The sequence below is a fragment of the Finegoldia sp. P3-F-LR genome (assembly GCF_052932165.1).
In genome coordinates this window covers 12,881-31,036 of record NZ_JBRFJE010000013.1, presented here as the reverse complement: position 1 = coordinate 31,036, position 18,156 = coordinate 12,881, and the positions used below count along the sequence as shown (strand labels likewise).

The following is an 18,156-nucleotide window of genomic DNA, read 5'->3' as shown; positions in this document are numbered from 1 at the left end:
ATTAAACAAAGCATGACTTACATCAAAGTCATGCTTTTGTTTAATTTATTTATTTTTATTTTGGCAATCCGGACAGACGCCTCTAAATTCAAGAGTATGTGAGTCGATTTTGAAACCGGTTTTGTTTTCCAAATCCGTCTCTATTTTTTCGATAGGGCAATGATCGATAGGAATGATTTTGCCGCAAGACTCACAAATTATGCTGTGTTTATGTTTTTTGCCTTTTAATCTGTAGTATGAAATACCATCAATTTCACATACAATTTCAACTATTCCTTTATTTTTTAATATTTTTAAATTTCTGTAAATTGTAGACAAATTGGATTCTTCCTTCTCCTTAAAAATCTCATACAAATCTTCTGCAGATATAGGTTGTTCTGTTTTGTCTAAAATCGATATCATAAGTTTCCTTGCTTTTGTGATTCTTAAACCATTGTTTAACAAGATTTCGTTTTTCATATTATCACCTATAATTATTATATCATTTTATTATGAAATGTTTATGAATATTTCAATTTTAAATTTGGAAGAATGCTACAATTTGTCAACTTTTTCGTTATTAATATCTAAAATTTCACAGATTAGTGGTATAATATATAGTTAGTGAAATAAGGAGAGTTGTTTATGAACATTTTATTTTCACCACCTGATATTTCTGATAAAGAAATTGAAGAAGTGGTAGACGCATTAAAATCCGGTTGGATTACAACTGGACCAAAAACCAAACAATTAGAAAAAAACTTACAAGAATATACACAATCAAAAAAGACTTGTTGCTTCAATTCAGCAACTGCTGCATTGGAATGTGCGCTTAGGATTTTGGGCGTAAATGGTAAGAAGGATGAATGTATTACTTCGGCTTACACTTATACTGCAAGTTGTTCAGTTATAGATCATTTGGATGCTACAATTAAATTAGTAGACGTTCAAAAAGATTCCTACTTTATGGATTATGATAAATTATATGATTCCATAAATGAAAATACTAAGGCTATTATTCCAGTTGATATCGCAGGAGTTCCTGTTGATTACGATAAAATTTACGAAATTATTGAAGCTAAGAAATCAATATTCAGACCTTCAAACGAAATTCAAGAATCATTGGGAAGAGTAGCTTTGATTTCAGATAGCGCTCATGCGTTAGGCTCAACTTATAAAGGCAAAAAAATTGGATCATTCCAAGATATTGCGTCTTTTTCATTCCATGCTGTTAAAAACTTTACTACAGCTGAAGGTGGAATGCTTGCAATAAATATTGGTGATGTAGATAAGATTTACAATGATTTACAATTATATTCCTTACATGGACAAAATAAAGATGCATTAGCCAAAACCAAATTAGGTGCATGGGAATACGACATTAAAGGTCTTTATTACAAATACAATATGCCTGACATATTAGCGGCAATTGGTCTTGCACAATTAGAAAGATATGACGATTTATTGGCTAGAAGAAAAGAAATAATCAAAATGTATAACGATGGTTTTGATAATACTTCAATTAGTTATTTAAATCATTTTGGTGAAGATTATACAAGTAACGGCCATTTGTATTTAACAAGAGTAGAAGGTATAGATGAACAAACTCGCAACGATATAATTGTCAAGATGGCAGAAAAAGGTATTGCTACGAATGTTCACTACAAACCAATTGCAATGATGACAGGATACAAAAATTTGGGATTTGATATAAAAGATTATCCTAATACTTTTGAACAATACAAAAATGAAATAACATTGCCACTTCACACATTATTATCAGATGCTGAAGTAGCATATGTAATCGAAACTTACAAGGATATAGTTAGTGGTAAATAATATGAACAATCGAGTAGATGAAATCCTTAAAAATAGCAAATTTAATCTTTTCATCAAAAGATTATTTGATATTTTAGCATCTTTATTTGGAATTTTGGTTATGGCAATCCCAATGATTATAATTTCCATTGCTATAAAATTAGATTCAAAAGGTCCTGTGTTTTTCAAGCAAAAAAGAGTTAAGAAAAATAATAAGGACTTTACAATTTTGAAATTTAGGACTATGGTTGTGGATGCTCCAAAATTGGGAATGGCAATAACAGTTGGAGACGATCCTAGAATAACAAAAGTAGGAAAGTTTTTGAGAAAAACTAAATTAGATGAGTTTCCACAATTGTTCAATGTATTGGTCGGAGATATGAGTTTTGTTGGTCCGAGACCTGAAGTTAGAAAGTACGTCGATATGTATTCTGATTCGGACAAAGATATTTTGAAAATTAGACCAGGAATTACGGATTTGGCAAGTATAAAATACAGAGATGAATCAGAAATTTTGGATAAATCTGACAATCCTGAAAAGACATATGTTGAAGAAATTATGCCTAATAAAATCGAACTAAACAAACAATACATTGAAAATATTAATTTATTAAATGATATTAAAATAATTCTTCAAACATTGAAGATTTTATAACTAATTAGTTATTTATATAGATAAAGAGAAATTAAATGGGGGATTTTAATGAATATACCATTGTTGAATTTAAAAAGACAATATAAAAACATTGAAGAAGAAGTAAATGCAAGTGTATTAGAGTGTTTCAAAAATGCACAATATATAATGGGTGAAAATGTTAAAGAATTTGAAAAAGAAATAGCTAATAAAATTGGCGTAAAACATGCAATTACAGTTGGAAATGGAACTGACGCGCTGATTATAGCATTGAAGTCTTTGGGAATCAAAGAAGGAGATGAAGTTATAACTACTGATTACACTTTCTTTGCAACTGCTGAAGCTATAAGATTTGTTGGAGCTACACCTGTATTTTGTGATGTTGAATTGGATACTTATAATATCGATCCTTCTCAAATAGAAGAAAAGATCACAGACAAAACAAAGGCAATTGTTTGTGTTCATTTATTTGGAAATGCATGTAAAATGGATGAAATAAATGATATTGCCAAAAGACATAATTTGTATGTTGTTGAAGATGCAGCACAAGCAATTAATTCACAATACAAGGGAAAAAATGTTGGTAATTTAGGAGATGTAGCTTGTTTCTCATTCTTCCCTACAAAAAACTTAGGATGTTTTGGTGATGGTGGAATGATCACAACTAATGATGATGATTTGGCAACCATTATAAGAGCTTTGAAGGTTCACGGTAGTGGCGAAAATGGAATGAAAGCTTATGCTATATTAAATGATGAAGAAGTTGAGGTTGTGGAACAAAATTCAGGAGACAACACTGTTTACAATCCATTGAAATACTACAACTATTTAATCGGTCACAATTCAAGATTAGACGAAATCCAGGCTGCTATTTTGAGAATTAAATTGAAACACTTAGATGAATATACAGAAAATAGAAGAAGTATTTCACACGGATACATCGAAGCTTTGAAGGATACTTCATTGGTAATGCCAACTGAAACTGAGGGCGGAAAGCACGTTTTCCACTTATTTATTTTACAATCTGAAAACAGAGAGGAAATAGAATCAAAATTAAAAGAAAAAGGCATTGCTACTGGAACTTATTACAAAGTCCCAATGCATTTACAAAAAGCTTTTAATGATTTAGGATATAAAAAGGGAGATTTTCCTAATGCGGAATATCTTTCAGAAAGAACTTTTGCAATTCCATTGTTCCCAGAAATGAACGATGAAGAAAGAGAATATATTATTAATTCTATAAAGGAGATAGTATAATGGACTTTTTTGCTCATGAGTCTTGCTATATAGATGAAGAGACAAAGATTGGTAAAGGTACTAAAATTTGGCATTTTAGTCATGTGATGTCAGGTAGCACTATTGGAGAAAATTGTAATATTGGTCAAAATGTTGTTATTTCTCCAGATGTTACACTTGGTAATAATTGTAAAGTTCAAAATAATGTTAGTGTGTATACTGGTGTTGTTTGTGAAGATGGTGTGTTCTTAGGACCTTCTTGTGTGTTTACAAATGTTATTAATCCAAGGGCTTTTATTGAGAAAAAAGATGAATATCGAAAAACAACTATTAAAGAAGGCGCGTCTATTGGCGCCAATGCGACTATTGTTTGTGGAAACACAATTGGCAAATATGCTATAATTGGAGCAGGAGCAGTTGTTACAAAAGATGTCGGGGATTACGAAATTGTAGTAGGAAATCCAGCAAGACATCATGGATATGCATGTTCATGTGGAGAAAACCTAAAAAGAGTTTCCCTCACAGATTATATATGTGAAAATTGTGACAAGAAATATTTATTAAATGATTATAAATTGAGTGAGGTATCAAATGAATAATTTAAAAGAAGAATTATTGGGCAAAATCGAAGATAAATCTCTAGTAGTAGGGGTTGTTGGATTAGGTTATGTAGGATTGCCATTAGCAGTTGAAAAGGCAAAAGCAGGTTATACTGTTATTGGATTTGATGTACAACCTGAAAAAGTTCAAATGGTTAACGATGGAGTTAATTATATTGGTGATGTTGTTGATTCAGAATTAAAAGCTATTGTTGAATCTGGAAAATTAAGAGCTACAAGTGATTTTGAATCAGTTGCAAGTTGTGATTTCATAGCTATTGCTGTTCCAACACCATTGGATATTTACCAACAACCAGACATTTCTTACGTTGAGAAATCAACTACAGATGTTTCTAAACATTTGAAAAAAGGATCTATAGTTGTCTTAGAATCCACTACTTATCCAGGAACTACTGAAGAATTAATGAGACCTATATTGGAAAATGGTTCAGGCTTGAAATGTGAAGAAGATTTTTACTTAGCATTCTCTCCTGAAAGAGTAGATCCAGGTAACAAACAATACAAAACTAAGAATACTCCAAAAGTTGTTGGAGGAATTGGGTCAGAATCTACAGAAGTTGCAGCAGCATTGTACAGAAATGTACTTGAAGGAGAAGTTATGACTGTATCTTCACCAAGAGTTGCTGAAATGGAAAAAATTCTTGAAAACACATATAGAAATGTAAATATAGGATTGGTAAATGAATTTGCTAAACTAGCTAATAAAATGGATATCAATATGTGGGAAGTAGTAGACGCTGCTAAGACAAAACCTTATGGATATCAAGCATTTTATCCAGGTCCTGGTGTAGGTGGACACTGTATACCATTAGATCCATTCTATTTGACTTGGAAAGCTAGAGAATACGATGTACACATGCCAATCATAGAAGCAAGTGGTACTGTAAATGATAGTATGCCTGAATGGGTTGTAGATAGATCAATGAAGATTTTATCTAGAAAATTTAAAAAACCTTTAAATGGTTCAAAAGTTTTAATTCTAGGTATTGCTTACAAAAAAGACATCGACGATTTAAGAGATTCTCCAGCATTTGTTGTAATGGATAAATTTAGAGAAGAAGGAGCTATTATCGATTACTATGATGGATTCAATCCTTCATATTTCAATCCAGATGGATCTAAGACTTACTCATTAAAAGAAATTAATCCAGAAGTAGTTAAAGGTTATGATTTAGTTGTTATAACTGCAGATCACACAAATGTTGATTATCAAATGGTTGTAGACAATGCACCATTTGTATTTGATACAAAATACGCTACAAGAAACGTAGAAAACAATAAAGATAAAATAGAATTATTATAAGAGGTAATATGCAAAAAATTAAATGCGCAATCATTGGCTGTGGTAGAATTTCTTATAAACACGTAGAGGGAATTGCAAACAATGATTCAGAAATGGAATTAGTTGCAGTATGCGATATTATTGAAGAAAGAGCCATCGAAAAAAGAGATGAATATTTGGAAAGATTTTCTGACAGAGATGTAAAAGTATACACTGATTACAAAAAAATGTTAGAAGAAGTCGACATCGATATGTGCTCTATTTCAACAGAAAGTGGTTACCACGGTGAGATAGCTCTTTACTGTTTAGAACAATCAAAACACGTATTGATTGAAAAACCAATGGCTATGAGTTTAGAAGAAATCGATAAAATTAATAAGTTAGCTGATGAAAAAGGATTAAAAGTTGGAGTATGTCACCAAAATAGATTTAATCCTCCAATTCAAAAATTGAAAAAGACAATTGACGCTAATAAATTTGGAAAGATGACAAACATCACAGCAAGGGTTTTATGGAACAGAAATCAAAACTACTATAACTTAGCTCCATGGAGAGGAACAAAGGCATTAGATGGTGGTACATTGATGAACCAATGTATACATGCACTAGACTTGTTGTTATGGATGATGGACGATGAATTAGTAAGCGTAAAAGCTGAAACTGAAACTTTCCTAAGAGACATAGAAATGGAAGATTACGGCGTAATTTTGATGAGATTTAAGAGCGGTAGAATTGGACTATTGGAAGGTAGTGCCGATGTTTATCCTAAAAATCTTGAAGAAACTATTTCTGTATTTGGCTCAACAGGAACTGCTGTTATCGGTGGGTTAGCTGTTAACGAAATAAAAACTTGGGTATTTGAAGATGAGTCTGAAACCGGAGAATTGGAAGATGATAAATCTATCGATAATGTGTACGGAAACGGACACACTCCATTGTACAAAGATTTTATTCACGCAATAAATACAGATACTCAGCCGCTAATCAATGGTCACGAAGGAAGAAAGCCAGTTGAAGTATTAATGAAGGCTTATGGCTGGATCGACTAATAAAATATTTTGAAAACAAACAAGCTCTTGATTTTTATCAAGAGCTTGTTTCAATTTAATTAGTATTTGTAGAATCCTTCTTTTGTTCCTCTACCTAATTTGTTTTCATCTATATATTTCTTTAACATTTGTGCAATCTGATATGTTACAGAATTTTCATCATTTACATCTGGTTTATTTAAAGTGATATTATAAGCAGTTTTAAGACCGACTACATCTAGTATTTGGAAAGGTCCAAATGGAGCACCTGTTCCGTATCTCCAAGCGTTGTCGATATCTTCGATGTCAGCTATGTCTAAAGCCTTTAGAGTCATTGCTGCATCTAATAACGGAACTAATAGTGAATTTAGTAGATATCCAGGTTGTTCTTTCTTTAATTTTAATGGAATCATTCCTATATCTTTTGCGAAGTTAACTACTTCATCGTATGCTTCATGGGAAGTTTCGCTGTGTCCCATAATTTCTGCTGTATTATTGTTCCAAATTTCATTTGCAAAGTGAAGAGCAAGATATTTTTCTGGACGGGGAAGTAAATCCTTAAACGAACTTGGTAATAATGTTGATGAATTTGTTGCAACTATAGTATTATCATTTAATACTTTTGCCAAATTCTTATAGAAATCAGATTTTTGTTCTGGATTCTCAGAAACAGCTTCAATCAATAAATCACAATTTTCAACTGATTTTTCTAAGTCTGTTAAAAGATGAATTCTATTGAATCCTTCTTCTACATCTTTTTTTAAATTTTCAATATCATCAAGTGTCAATTGATCTGAAGAAATACCTCTAGGTATAATTACTGAGTTAACAGTGTTTTCATCAGATAATCCAACCTTAATTCTATCTAGTATACTTAGATATGTTTCTTTTAATGCATCAAAACGTGGCTTAGCTCTATCTACAGAACCTTCACTTCTTAACCACACGTTGACATCAAAGCCTTTAAATGCAGTTTGAAATGCTATTTGAGATCCTAAAACTCCTCCACCAGCCACTGTTACATTTTTAATTTTCATAAATTTGCCTCCTTTAAATTAACCTATATTGTAATTTTATTCAATATTTATATACCATTAAATAATTTTACAAATCTTAATTGAACAAATTGTCTAATTTTTCGGTTTTTGTAAAATTTTAGAATGTTTAGAAATTAATAATAAGGGTATAATTAAAGTGAGGCGCTAGAAGTTAAAATAATTACTGAAGATTAAATTTTTATAATTTAACAAGTTGTTGTTTAGGATTTATTCAAAAGTGGTATATATATTAGGTAACAAATATATCAATAATTTACAAGGAGGTTTTATGAGTGGATTTAAAAAATTTGTTCATATATTGTTTTCAATATTACTAATTTTGTTTTCTTTAGTAATGTTTTTCACAGTATTCAATTTTGGACAAGTTAGTTATAATCTCAGAGAGCTCATGATGAATGAGGTATGCTTTTATATATTAGCAGTTATTGGAGCCTTAATTTTACTAGGGGCACTTATAATAATGTTTAAAGCAATACTCTCTGATAGTTTAAGTGATTTCTTGATCTCAAAAGACAAGGATGGAGAAGTTATGATATCTACAGATGCACTTGAAAATACTGTAAAAAGTACTGTAAATAAATTTAATGATGTCAGAACTTCTAATGTTAATGTAAGAGTCCACAATTCAAATGAACCATATATGAATTGTGATGTAGAGGTTGGAGTAAGGGATATGTCAAATGTAGGAGGTCTTGGTGAAAACATCAAAAATGATATCAAGGCTAATCTGGAAACTTTAACTGGTTACAAAGTTAAAGATATTACTGTAAAATTCTTGGATTTGGCAAAATCTACTAGCAAAAGAGTAGTGTAGGGGGTAAGAATGAACAATAATAAAATGTTGGATAATTTTCAATCCCCAGATGAACAAAGAAAAATAATTTTTGTAAAAGAAGATTCAAAAGATAAATTTGACGAAAGGTTAATAAAAAATTTATCAGGGTTAAGAAAACCAACTAAGTATGGAATTTTAGGTGTAATAATTGCACTTTCATTTTTAAAGCTTGGTTTTTGGGCAACAATCTTAATACTATTGCTTTTTGGTATAGGTTATGGTTATGGATTGTATAAAGAAGGTAATCCTAAATTTATCAGATTTTTGATGAATTTATTTAGGAAATAATATAGTATAAAAGGAGATTAGAATGATGGAAGAAAAAAAATACAATGAAGTAAACAAAGTAAATGAAGAAAAAGCTGAAAAAGAAAAGGAACAAAAACACGAATCAAAACTAACTTTTGATAACTCTGTAGTTCAAAAAATCGCTGCAATAGCAGTTAGAGAAATTCCTGGTGTTTTAGATATGGAAGGTGGATTCTTCTCAGGAATTCAAGAAACTTTCGGTGGATATAATGCAACTAAAGGTATTGATGCTGAAGTTGGCGAAAAAGAAGCTGCAATTGATGTATCAGTAATATTAGAATATGGCGTATCAGCTGTTAAAGTATTCCAACAACTACAAGAAGTTGTAAAACAAAGCGTAAAGAAAATGACTGGATTAGATGTTGTAGAAGTTAACTGCAAAGTAGTTGATGTTATGACAAGAAAAGAATTCAACTTGAAAAACAAAAAAGAAGAAGAAAATAAAAGTGGATTAAAATAAACTAAATTAAAAAGGGAAGGCATGATGCCTTCCTTATTTTAATGTTACAACAGCTCCGTAGATATGGGGACCTGTATGTATAACAAAAAGACTAGAAATAGGTCTCTTATAAATTTTAACATTAGGATAATAATCTTGTATTACTTTTTCTAATTCATCTGCATTTTCTTGTAGGTTTGAATGCATTATATAGATATTGTCTATTTGATCGTTAGCTGCGAAGTCAATTATATAATTAAGGATTTGTTGGTTGACTTTTTTTCTGCCTCTTACTGCATCTATAACTTCCAAATTTCCAGTTTTTTTGATGCAAGTTATAATAGGTTTTATGTTTAATAGATTTCCAACGACTTTACTTGATCGTTTAATACGACCACTTGTGTGAAGATAATCCAATTTGTCTACAGTAAAAAAGAAATCTTCTTTTGTTTTTAGCTTTTCTAATTCTTTTACTATTTCTTCGAAACTTATGCCATTTTCTTTCATTTTTACAGCTTTTTCAATTAGAAAACCCATTCCCATTGAACATGATCTGCAGTCTATCAAATGATATGTAATTTTATCAGAGTATAAGTTTAATATTTGTTGAAATAGATTATAAGTCCCGCTAATTCCGCAGCTCATGCATGTAGCTATTATATGTGTGTATCCTTCTGATATGATGTATTCTATTTTGTCAATCAAATCACTTGTTAAGGGAAGCGAACTACTAATAGTGTTACTATTAATGTCGTTTATAACGTCGTCAATATTTTTTTCATATTTATCTTTATACGTAACTTCCGAATTGTAAATGATTTGAAGAGGGACTTCTACAATATTGTATTCTTTAATAATTGATGGATCTACATCAGATGTAGTATCAGATAGAATAGCAATTTTTTGCATTTTTTATTCCTTTCTAAATCGTTTAATAATTTTGTATATACAAGTTAACATAACTATTATATCATTTTAACGAAAAAAATACGACAAGCAGTTTGCCGTATTTAAATCGTTATCGTGATTTTTGTTCCAACATCTAATTTAGATTCAAGAGTAATAGATCCATTGTGGATATCAACTATGTGTTTGATGATTGATAATCCAAGCCCTGTAGATTCTTGTGAAGAACGTGATTTATCAACAACAAAGAATCTCTCAAACACTCTAGTTTGGTATTTTTCAGCTATACCAATTCCAGTATCCTCGCAAATTATTTTAGTTTTGTCATTTTCTTTGAATATTGAAATCTTAATTTTACCTGAAATCTTGTTGTATTTAATTGCATTTGTAACTAAGTTTTCAATCATTTCTTTAATTAAATTTTCGTTACCGTATATCATGCAATTTTCCTGTAAATCCGTAACAAGTTCAATTTTTTTATTATCCAATTTGTTTTGGTTAGAAGTGACTATTTCATCGATTATTTTTTCAGGATTAAATAAACTTTTTTCAATATTATCTTCTGATTCATCTAACTTGGATAGTTTAATAATATTATCGATTAATTCTAATAATCTCAATCCTTCTTGGTGTATTATTGTAGCAAACTTACTTACATTTTCTGGACTAACCATGTTGTTTGCTATCATTTCAGCATAACCATTAATTGAAGTAAGAGGAGATTTTAATTCGTGACTAACATTCGCTGAAAATTCTCTTCTTCTTTTTTCAGCCTTAATTTTGTCACTCTCATCTACTAAGAACAATAAAACTCCATTTATAGTATCTTCATCTAATACCGGTGCAATATACATTGATAATAGAATTCCTTGCATTTCAATATTTATATGATGAGCTGTTTTAGTTGATATTACATTTTTTATTGCAGAATGGATTTTTAAATCTCTGTTTAATGAAATAAAGGGTCTTCCTTCATACTTTGAATCATTTGCTCCAAATAAAAACTCAGCAGACTTATTAACTGACAAAACATTCATATTCTTATCAAGTAGGATAAGACCTTCTCTCATATTGTCTGTAATAGTTTTAATTGTAGTTGACCTTTCTTCTAATTCATCTACATATTTTTTTATTGTATCATTCTTGCGTCTAATAATATTGATAAAAGGTATAAGCTCATCGTAAACTGGTTGTTCTAATAATTTTGATTCTTTGTCATTAACGATGTTATCATCTAATTCATTGGCAATAGTTTCTATAGGATCTAAGATTTGTCTTATTTGTCTTCTATTAATATCGATTAATAATATTAATGATAATGCTAATATCAATAGGGTATAAGGCAATAAATCCAAAATAGTTTTCAAAAAACTAGAAGATTCGCAGCTAACTCTAAGAACATCAGAATTTTGCTGAAGTATAGCAATATAATACATACTTTTATCAAAACTATCAGACTTACGTGTTATTGAGCCGATTTTGGATTCTCTTGCATCTTGTATTTCTTCTCTGTTTGAGTGGTTATCCAAAGAGTCTACATTTGTATCAGTATCATATACTACACTTCCATTTTCATCAATTATTGTAAATCTATTTGAAGGATTAATCCTTTTAAACTTTTTAACATTTGTAATAGTCTTATCACGACTATTATCGCTGATAGAATCTACGTATTGTATTTCACGTAGGAGAGAAGTTTCTTCTTTAGACTTGTTATAATTATAAAATATAAATGTTTGTAAGCCTAATCCAACTGCTAAAGCTATTATAATGACAAGAGAAATTCTAGTGTAAATTTTTCTTTTCATCATTCACCAGCTTTGTATCCAAGATTTCTTATCGTTTTGATTATGCTGGAAGCGTTTTTAAGTTTTTGCCTTAAAGTGGCTATATGAACATCAACTGTACGTGATTCTCCTTCAAAATCGAATCCCCAAATTTTTGTCATGATATTTTCTCTAGTCAAAACTTTTCCGATATTTGATAGGAGATAGTACAGTAATTCAAATTCCTTGTAAGTTAATTCTATATTTTCTCCATCAACACTAACTGTTCTCTTATCATAATCTAATTCAATATTCTTATAGATAATTTTAGATTTTGTTTTACTTAGTGAGGATCTTCTTAGTAGCGCTCTGACTCTTGCTAGTAGTTCCATAATACTAAAAGGTTTGATCATATAATCATCAGCGCCACTATCAAGACCTACTATTTTATCGTATTCTGTAGTCTTGGCAGTAAGCATCATTACTGGGATGTTTTTTGTTTTTTCATTATTTCTTATTTCTTTTAAAATTTCAAGCCCGCTTTTTCCCGGAAGCATAATATCTAGAATAATTAAATCTATGCTAGAAGAATACAATGTGGATTTGAATTCTCCATAGTCTCCAAATCCCATTGCATCGTAGCCTTCATTATTAAGTGCATAGATAATTAATTCTCTTATGCTTTTATCATCTTCTACACAGCAAATCATTGTGCATTTTCCTCGTATCTTTCGCCAGTAACTGAGAATATTACCCAAGTTGCAATTCTTTCTGCATTATCGCCAATTCTTTCAATGTATTTTGCGACTTGAATTAAATCTATAATTTGTTCAGGATTTTCACAACCAGATTTAATCAATTCTATTGATTCTTCCATGAAGTGATTAAAAAGCTCATCAACCTCATCGTCTTTTTTGATTACAGAATTTGCCAATTCGACATCATCATCAGTAAAAGCGTTGATACTTTCTACAAGCATTTTTTGTGCACATTTACCCATGGATCTTATCATAGTCAAATCTTTTGGAAGTTGTGATTTACCAATCAACATAACAAGTTCTGAAATTTCTTGTGCATGGTTTCCGATTTTACTCATACAAGAAAGAATTCTAAGTGCTGATGAAATAAATCTCAAGTCTTTGGCTACAGGAGATTGTGTAGTAAGAAGTCTCAAACAAGTATCTTCTACTTCTTTTGACATTTCATAAATAGTTTCTTGAGAATCATAAACTTTTTGTGCTATTTCCAAGTCTTGAGTTTCCAATGCGTAAGTGCTTTGTTCGATTTGTCTTTCGACATTTGCTCCAAGAAAAATTAAATTATGTTTTAATTCTTCTAATTGATGTGTAAAATATTTTCTCATAATACCACCTCTTTTTAACCGAATCTACCAGTAATATAATCTTCTGTTCTTTTATCCTCAGGTTTTGAGAACAGTATATCAGTATTATTAAATTCTATAACTTCACCTGTCAAGAAAAATGCTGTCTTATCAGAAATACGAGCAGCTTGTTGCATATTGTGTGTTACCATTATAATAGTATATTTTGATTTCAAATCTTGACACAAATCTTCGATTTTATTAGTTGAGATAGGGTCAAGAGCTGATGTAGGTTCATCCATTAATAATACTTCAGGTTCAACAGCCAAGGCTCTTGCGATACAAATTCTTTGTTGTTGTCCACCTGAAATAGAAAGTGCGTTCTTTTTCAAGTTATCTTTTACTTCATCCCAAATAGCCGCACCTTTTAAAGATTTTTCAACAATTTCATCTAACTTAGATTTATTTTTTTCTCCATGTAATCTTGGACCATAAGCTATATTATCGTAGATTGACATTGGAAATGGATTAGGTTTTTGAAAAACCATACCGACTCTTTTTCTCAACAAGTTTACATCGTAATTTTTATCGTATATATCTTTGCCATCTAAAGTTATTAAGCCTTCGATTCGACAGCCATCAATAAGATCGTTCATTCTATTTAGACACTTAAGCATTGTAGATTTACCACAGCCAGAAGGTCCAATAAAAGCGGTGATCTCATTAGATTTCATTTCCATATTGATTTTCTTTAGAGCTTGAAAATCATCATAATATAAATCAACATCTTTTATACTTATCTTAGACATTATTTACTTCCTTTCGTCAATTTTTTTCCTATTAAATTGGAAACTATATTTATTATTAAAACTAAAATTACTAATACAACGCCAGTTGCATAAGATTCTTCTACATGGAATCCTTCAGAAGATAATACATACATGTGTAATGCTAAACTTCTTCCAGATTGCATCAAACTTGATGGCACACGAGGATCTGTTCCTAATGTAAACATCAATGCAGCTGTTTCTCCTACAACTCTTCCTATTGAAAGAATAATTCCAGCCATGATTCCAGGCATTGCGACAGGAAGTAGTACCTTTCTTATAGTATACAACTTTCCGGCTCCCAATGCATAACTTCCAGCTCTTAATTCGTCATCGATTGATAACAAGGCTTGTTCACTGGCTCTAATTATTAATGGTAGCACCATTATGAACATTGTAAGAACTCCAGAAATTAAAGAATATCTAAACTTTAATCTCATTACGAATAACAACATACCAAATAAACCATAAACAATTGATGGAATACCAGATAATGTTTCTGTTGCAAGTCTGATAAGAGTAACTACTTTAGAATTCTTCTTAGAGTATTCAGACAAATAAATTGCTGTAAATATTCCTATAGGACTTGCAATTAATAATGTCAACAAAACTAACATAACAGTAGTTTTAATTGAAGGCATCATTGATACATTCTTAGAAGTATAGTGGTTTGAGAACATACTAGGTTTTAAATGGGGAATACCATTAACTAACATGTAGATAATTAAATAAAACAATACAGCTAAAGTAATAAAAGCCATCAAATAAATAAAACCTTTAATGATTCTACTTTTAGTTTTATTTTTTCTTAAATTTTTTAAACTATTTGTTGATACATCAATAGAATTATTTTCCATTATTTACACCTCTCTTAATCAAATTAAATATTAGATTTATTAAAAGTATAAATACAAATAATACCATAGCGGTTGCAATCAAAGCATCTCTATGAGCACCAGACGCATAAGCCATGTCCAATACGATGTTAGTTGTCATAGTACGCGTTCCTGAAAAAATACTTTTTGCTATTACAGGTTGATTTCCGGCAACTAAGTATACTGCCATTGTTTCTCCGATAGCACGTCCAATTCCAAGTATAACTGATGATAATATACCTGACTTTGCAGCAGGAACTACAACTCCCATTACAGCTAATTCGTGACTAGCTCCAAGTGCAACACTTCCTTCATAATAAGAATCTACAACAGTATTTATTGCACTTTCAGATAAAGTGATTATCGTTGGTAAAATCATAATTCCTAGAAGAATAGAAGCTGTAACTATGTTCATACCAGTTCCTCCAAAAGCTTTTCTAATCATTGGAACTATAACCACCAAAGCGAAGAAACCATAAACGATAGATGGGATACCAGCCATTAAATCAATACAAGGTCTCAAAAAATTATATAATTTTTTGGGGCAGAACTTTGCAAGATAAATCGCTGTGAAAATACCAATAGGGACTCCTATAATTATGGAGCCAATAGTTACATAAATACTACCGATAATCATTGGAAGTATACCAAATTGAGCAGGGACATCGACTGGAGCCCAATTTTTACCAAATATAAAATTAGTTAAGCCAACTTTTTTTATAAAAGGCATTGATTCACCAAAAATGAAAAAACATATTAAAACTATCGCAAAGATAGAAGTCAATGCTGATACTAAAAATACGTATTTCATTATTGATTCAGATAAATATTTCTTTTTCATATTAAATCCTTTCTTTATTTTTTTCACCTTAATAATATCAAGAGCTTGTAAAATTAATGCGATAACAATGTTAATTAAATGTAAAGTTTTACGAGCAATAAAGTTAAAATCCGTAGAAATAGGGAATTATTAAACTTTACAAATGTAAATTAAAATTTTTTAAAATAAAAAACAGATCCCATAAGAGATCTGCTTTTTGAGAGGAATTATTTAGAAATTTCAGACCAAGATTTAACTTTGCCTGTGAAGATATCTTTTACTTGTTCTAGAGTTAAATCTGTTGCGTTAGTATTTTCTTTGTTAACTATAACTGCTATACCATCAATAGCGATAGGTTGAGCTTTTAATTGTTCTTTTTCTTTGTCTTTTAATTCTCTTGAAGCCATTCCGATATCACATACACCTTCAATAGCTGAGTTCATACCAGCTGAAGATCCTGTTGATTGGATTTCGATTTCTACTTCTGGATACATTGCTTTGTAGCTTTCTGCTAATTTTTCCATTAATGGAGAAACTGAAGTTGAACCTGCAACTACGATTTTACCTTTTTGAGAATTTTTGTTGTAAGCTTTAGCTTCTTCAGGAAGTTGTTCATAACCTTCTTTTTTAACAATTTCTTGTCCTTCTTTAGATAAAATGAAATCTAAGAAATCTTTTGGAAGTGGTTTTAGTTCTCCTTTATAAGCAATATTAAAAGGTCTTGAGATTTTGTAATCACCTTTTTGAACATTTTCAGAAGTTGCTTCAACACCATTGATTTTTACTGCGTTAACTTTGTCATTTAAAGATCCTAATGAAATATATCCAATAGCGTCTTTGTCTTGACCTACAGTCATCATAACTGCGTTAGTACTGTTTTGTACAATTGCAGAAGAAACTGTTTTGTCTTGTTCTTTACCGTCAGCACCTTTTTCTAAGATTTTAGTGATTTCTGTAAAAGCTCCTCTAGTACCTGAACCATTTTCTCTTGATACTACGTGGATTTCTCCTCCAGCACTTTCGTTTGATTTAGAATCTGTAGAAGTAGTTTCTGTTTTGTTTGAGTTGTCTGATGTCTTTCCATCATCTTGTTTTGCACATGCTACCATGAATACTCCAAATACTAGCATCATAGCAACTAACATAAATTTTTTGATTTTCAAATAAATCATCCTTTCATATTTAATTCACTAATAGAATACATGTAATGTTTAAAATTCATATAATATTATTGTAAATTGTATGTAAAGTTATTTGTTTACAATTTTTAAAAGTAAAGTGTTATACTATTTCTAGGAGGATTGTATGAAAAAACTACTATTAATTACAACTGGAGGAACTATTGCTTCAGTTTCTACAGATAAAGGATTAGCGCCGGGTCTTCAAGCAAAAGATATATTAGAATATGTAAAATTTAGAAAATTTGATTTTGAATTAGATACTATCAGTTTATTCAGTATTGATTCAACAGACATAAGACCAGAGCATTGGCTACTTATCAAACAAACAATTAAAGAGAATTATGATAAATACGATGGGTTTGTAATAACACATGGTACGGATACTTTGGCGTACACTGCATCTGCGTTGGGTTATTTAATTCAAAAAAGTCCGAAACCAATCGTAATTACAGGTGCTCAAAAATCCATTTCAAATGATATTACAGATGCAAAGAATAATTTAATTGATGCATTGATATTTGCTAGTAAAGAAAAATCACACGGAGTTAATATAGTGTTCAATGGAAAAGTTATTTGTGGAAATAGAGCCAGAAAAGTTAGAACAAAAAGTTTTGATGCATTTGACTCAATTAATTATCCATTAATTGCTATTATTCACGATGGTAAAGTTTTAAGATATATTGATGATAAGTCAGAGAGTAATGTAGAATTTTACAATAAATTAGATGAAAGCGTCTATTTGTTGAAATTAATTCCATCAATGAGAGCAGATATTTTAGAAGATATTTTCGAAAAATACGACTGTATTATCGTAGAAAGTTATGGAGTGGGTGGAATGCCTGCAGGAATATCCGAAGAGTTTTTAAGATTGATGGAACAATACTCTACAAATAAAATAATCGTGATGACAACTCAAGTTCCACAAGAAGGTTCAGATATTGGAGTATATCAAGTAGGAATGAGAATCAGAGAAAATTTAGACGTATTGGAATCAAAAGATATGACATTAGAATCAGTAGTTTGTAAAATGATGTATGTAATGGGAAAATACAACAGAGATATTCAAAAAATACAAGAAGAATTTTACTCAATTATAAATCATGATATTTCAATAATAGAATAAGAATATTAGCGGTAAAATAATTTTAAAAAAATATTTTACCGTTTTTTATTTGCAAATTTTGAAAAGTATGAAATATGAATTATAATTTAGTTAGAGGAA

Annotated in this window: 20 protein-coding genes; 10 read left to right on the top strand and 10 right to left on the bottom strand. The window is 30.3% G+C overall.

Annotated elements, in window-relative coordinates; all coding sequences use genetic code 11:
* Window positions 1–45: 45 nt before the first annotated feature.
* A complete protein-coding gene (locus ACU68U_RS06180) occupies window positions 46–459 on the bottom strand; it encodes a Fur family transcriptional regulator (protein ID WP_154271198.1) in 414 nt (137 codons plus the stop codon).
* Between the two features lie 165 nt (window positions 460–624).
* On the opposite strand from ACU68U_RS06180, the gene ACU68U_RS06175 reads away from it, so the two are divergent.
* The 6 genes from ACU68U_RS06175 to ACU68U_RS06150 are packed head-to-tail and all read left to right on the top strand — an operon-like array spanning window position 625 to window position 6,618.
* Complete coding sequence (locus ACU68U_RS06175) at window positions 625–1,818, top strand: DegT/DnrJ/EryC1/StrS family aminotransferase (RefSeq protein ID WP_446762938.1); 1,194 nt, start codon at window positions 625–627, stop codon at window positions 1,816–1,818.
* A gap of 1 nt (window position 1,819) precedes the next feature.
* Window positions 1,820–2,452: a sugar transferase gene (locus ACU68U_RS06170; RefSeq protein ID WP_156849917.1), complete on the top strand. Its 633-nt coding sequence runs from the start codon at window positions 1,820–1,822 to the stop codon at window positions 2,450–2,452.
* 48 nt (window positions 2,453–2,500) lie between these two features.
* Complete coding sequence (locus ACU68U_RS06165; RefSeq protein ID WP_154271196.1) at window positions 2,501–3,688, top strand: DegT/DnrJ/EryC1/StrS family aminotransferase; 1,188 nt, start codon at window positions 2,501–2,503, stop codon at window positions 3,686–3,688.
* Window positions 3,688–4,266, top strand: coding sequence for an acyltransferase (locus tag ACU68U_RS06160; RefSeq protein WP_154271195.1), 579 nt, complete (start codon window positions 3,688–3,690; stop codon window positions 4,264–4,266). The genes ACU68U_RS06165 and ACU68U_RS06160 overlap by 1 nt, the downstream gene beginning before the upstream one ends.
* Window positions 4,259–5,590: a nucleotide sugar dehydrogenase gene (locus ACU68U_RS06155; protein WP_154271194.1), complete on the top strand. Its 1,332-nt coding sequence runs from the start codon at window positions 4,259–4,261 to the stop codon at window positions 5,588–5,590. The genes ACU68U_RS06160 and ACU68U_RS06155 overlap by 8 nt, the downstream gene beginning before the upstream one ends.
* Window positions 5,591–5,598: 8 nt before the next feature.
* Entirely contained in the window at window positions 5,599–6,618 is a 1,020-nt protein-coding gene (locus ACU68U_RS06150) for a Gfo/Idh/MocA family protein (RefSeq protein ID WP_094205516.1), read from the top strand.
* Window positions 6,619–6,677: 59 nt separating this feature from the next.
* On the opposite strand, the gene ACU68U_RS06145 is transcribed toward ACU68U_RS06150, so the two are convergent.
* Entirely contained in the window at window positions 6,678–7,634 is a 957-nt protein-coding gene (locus tag ACU68U_RS06145) for a 3-hydroxyacyl-CoA dehydrogenase (RefSeq protein ID WP_446762937.1), read from the bottom strand.
* 289 nt (window positions 7,635–7,923) lie between these two features.
* Here ACU68U_RS06145 and amaP point away from each other — a divergent pair, with 289 nt between their 5' ends.
* From amaP to ACU68U_RS06130, 3 genes are read left to right on the top strand one after another with little or no spacing between them, the layout of a single operon-like run.
* Window positions 7,924–8,469 carry an alkaline shock response membrane anchor protein AmaP gene (gene amaP / locus ACU68U_RS06140; RefSeq protein WP_094206999.1) on the top strand — a complete coding sequence of 182 codons (546 nt, stop codon included), beginning with the start codon at window positions 7,924–7,926 and terminating at the stop codon, window positions 8,467–8,469.
* 9 nt (window positions 8,470–8,478) lie between these two features.
* A complete protein-coding gene (locus tag ACU68U_RS06135; protein ID WP_094207000.1) occupies window positions 8,479–8,778 on the top strand; it encodes a DUF2273 domain-containing protein in 300 nt (99 codons plus the stop codon).
* A 22-nt stretch (window positions 8,779–8,800) separates the two neighbouring features.
* On the top strand, window positions 8,801–9,259 hold the full coding sequence (locus tag ACU68U_RS06130) for an Asp23/Gls24 family envelope stress response protein (RefSeq protein ID WP_227905412.1): 459 nt from the start codon (window positions 8,801–8,803) through the stop codon (window positions 9,257–9,259).
* Between the two features lie 33 nt (window positions 9,260–9,292).
* On the opposite strand, the gene ACU68U_RS06125 is transcribed toward ACU68U_RS06130, so the two are convergent.
* The 8 genes from ACU68U_RS06125 to ACU68U_RS06090 form a co-directional block, all read right to left on the bottom strand.
* Window positions 9,293–10,147, bottom strand: a complete 855-nt coding sequence (locus ACU68U_RS06125; RefSeq protein ID WP_094207002.1) for a DegV family protein — start codon at window positions 10,145–10,147, stop codon at window positions 9,293–9,295.
* A gap of 101 nt (window positions 10,148–10,248) precedes the next feature.
* The gene (locus tag ACU68U_RS06120; RefSeq protein WP_094207003.1) at window positions 10,249–11,952 is read right to left on the bottom strand and encodes a sensor histidine kinase; all 1,704 of its coding nucleotides are present in this window, start codon (window positions 11,950–11,952) and stop codon (window positions 10,249–10,251) included.
* Window positions 11,952–12,620, bottom strand: coding sequence for a response regulator transcription factor (locus tag ACU68U_RS06115; RefSeq protein WP_094207004.1), 669 nt, complete (start codon window positions 12,618–12,620; stop codon window positions 11,952–11,954). Before ACU68U_RS06115 ends, ACU68U_RS06120 begins: the two co-directional genes overlap by 1 nt.
* Window positions 12,617–13,273, bottom strand: a complete 657-nt coding sequence (phoU, locus tag ACU68U_RS06110; protein WP_094207005.1) for a phosphate signaling complex protein PhoU — start codon at window positions 13,271–13,273, stop codon at window positions 12,617–12,619. Before phoU ends, ACU68U_RS06115 begins: the two co-directional genes overlap by 4 nt.
* A 14-nt stretch (window positions 13,274–13,287) precedes the next feature.
* Window positions 13,288–14,040, bottom strand: coding sequence for a phosphate ABC transporter ATP-binding protein PstB (pstB, locus tag ACU68U_RS06105; RefSeq protein ID WP_094207006.1), 753 nt, complete (start codon window positions 14,038–14,040; stop codon window positions 13,288–13,290).
* Complete coding sequence (gene pstA, locus ACU68U_RS06100; RefSeq protein WP_316533076.1) at window positions 14,040–14,915, bottom strand: phosphate ABC transporter permease PstA; 876 nt, start codon at window positions 14,913–14,915, stop codon at window positions 14,040–14,042. The genes pstB and pstA overlap by 1 nt, the downstream gene beginning before the upstream one ends.
* On the bottom strand, window positions 14,905–15,774 hold the full coding sequence (gene pstC / locus ACU68U_RS06095; RefSeq protein WP_094207008.1) for a phosphate ABC transporter permease subunit PstC: 870 nt from the start codon (window positions 15,772–15,774) through the stop codon (window positions 14,905–14,907). Before pstC ends, pstA begins: the two co-directional genes overlap by 11 nt.
* Before the next feature lie 206 nt (window positions 15,775–15,980).
* Window positions 15,981–16,916, bottom strand: a complete 936-nt coding sequence (locus ACU68U_RS06090; protein WP_154271188.1) for a substrate-binding domain-containing protein — start codon at window positions 16,914–16,916, stop codon at window positions 15,981–15,983.
* Between the two features lie 142 nt (window positions 16,917–17,058).
* On the opposite strand from ACU68U_RS06090, the gene ACU68U_RS06085 reads away from it, so the two are divergent.
* Window positions 17,059–18,057 carry an asparaginase gene (locus ACU68U_RS06085; RefSeq protein WP_446762936.1) on the top strand — a complete coding sequence of 333 codons (999 nt, stop codon included), beginning with the start codon at window positions 17,059–17,061 and terminating at the stop codon, window positions 18,055–18,057.
* The last annotated feature ends 99 nt before the right edge of the window (window positions 18,058–18,156 follow it).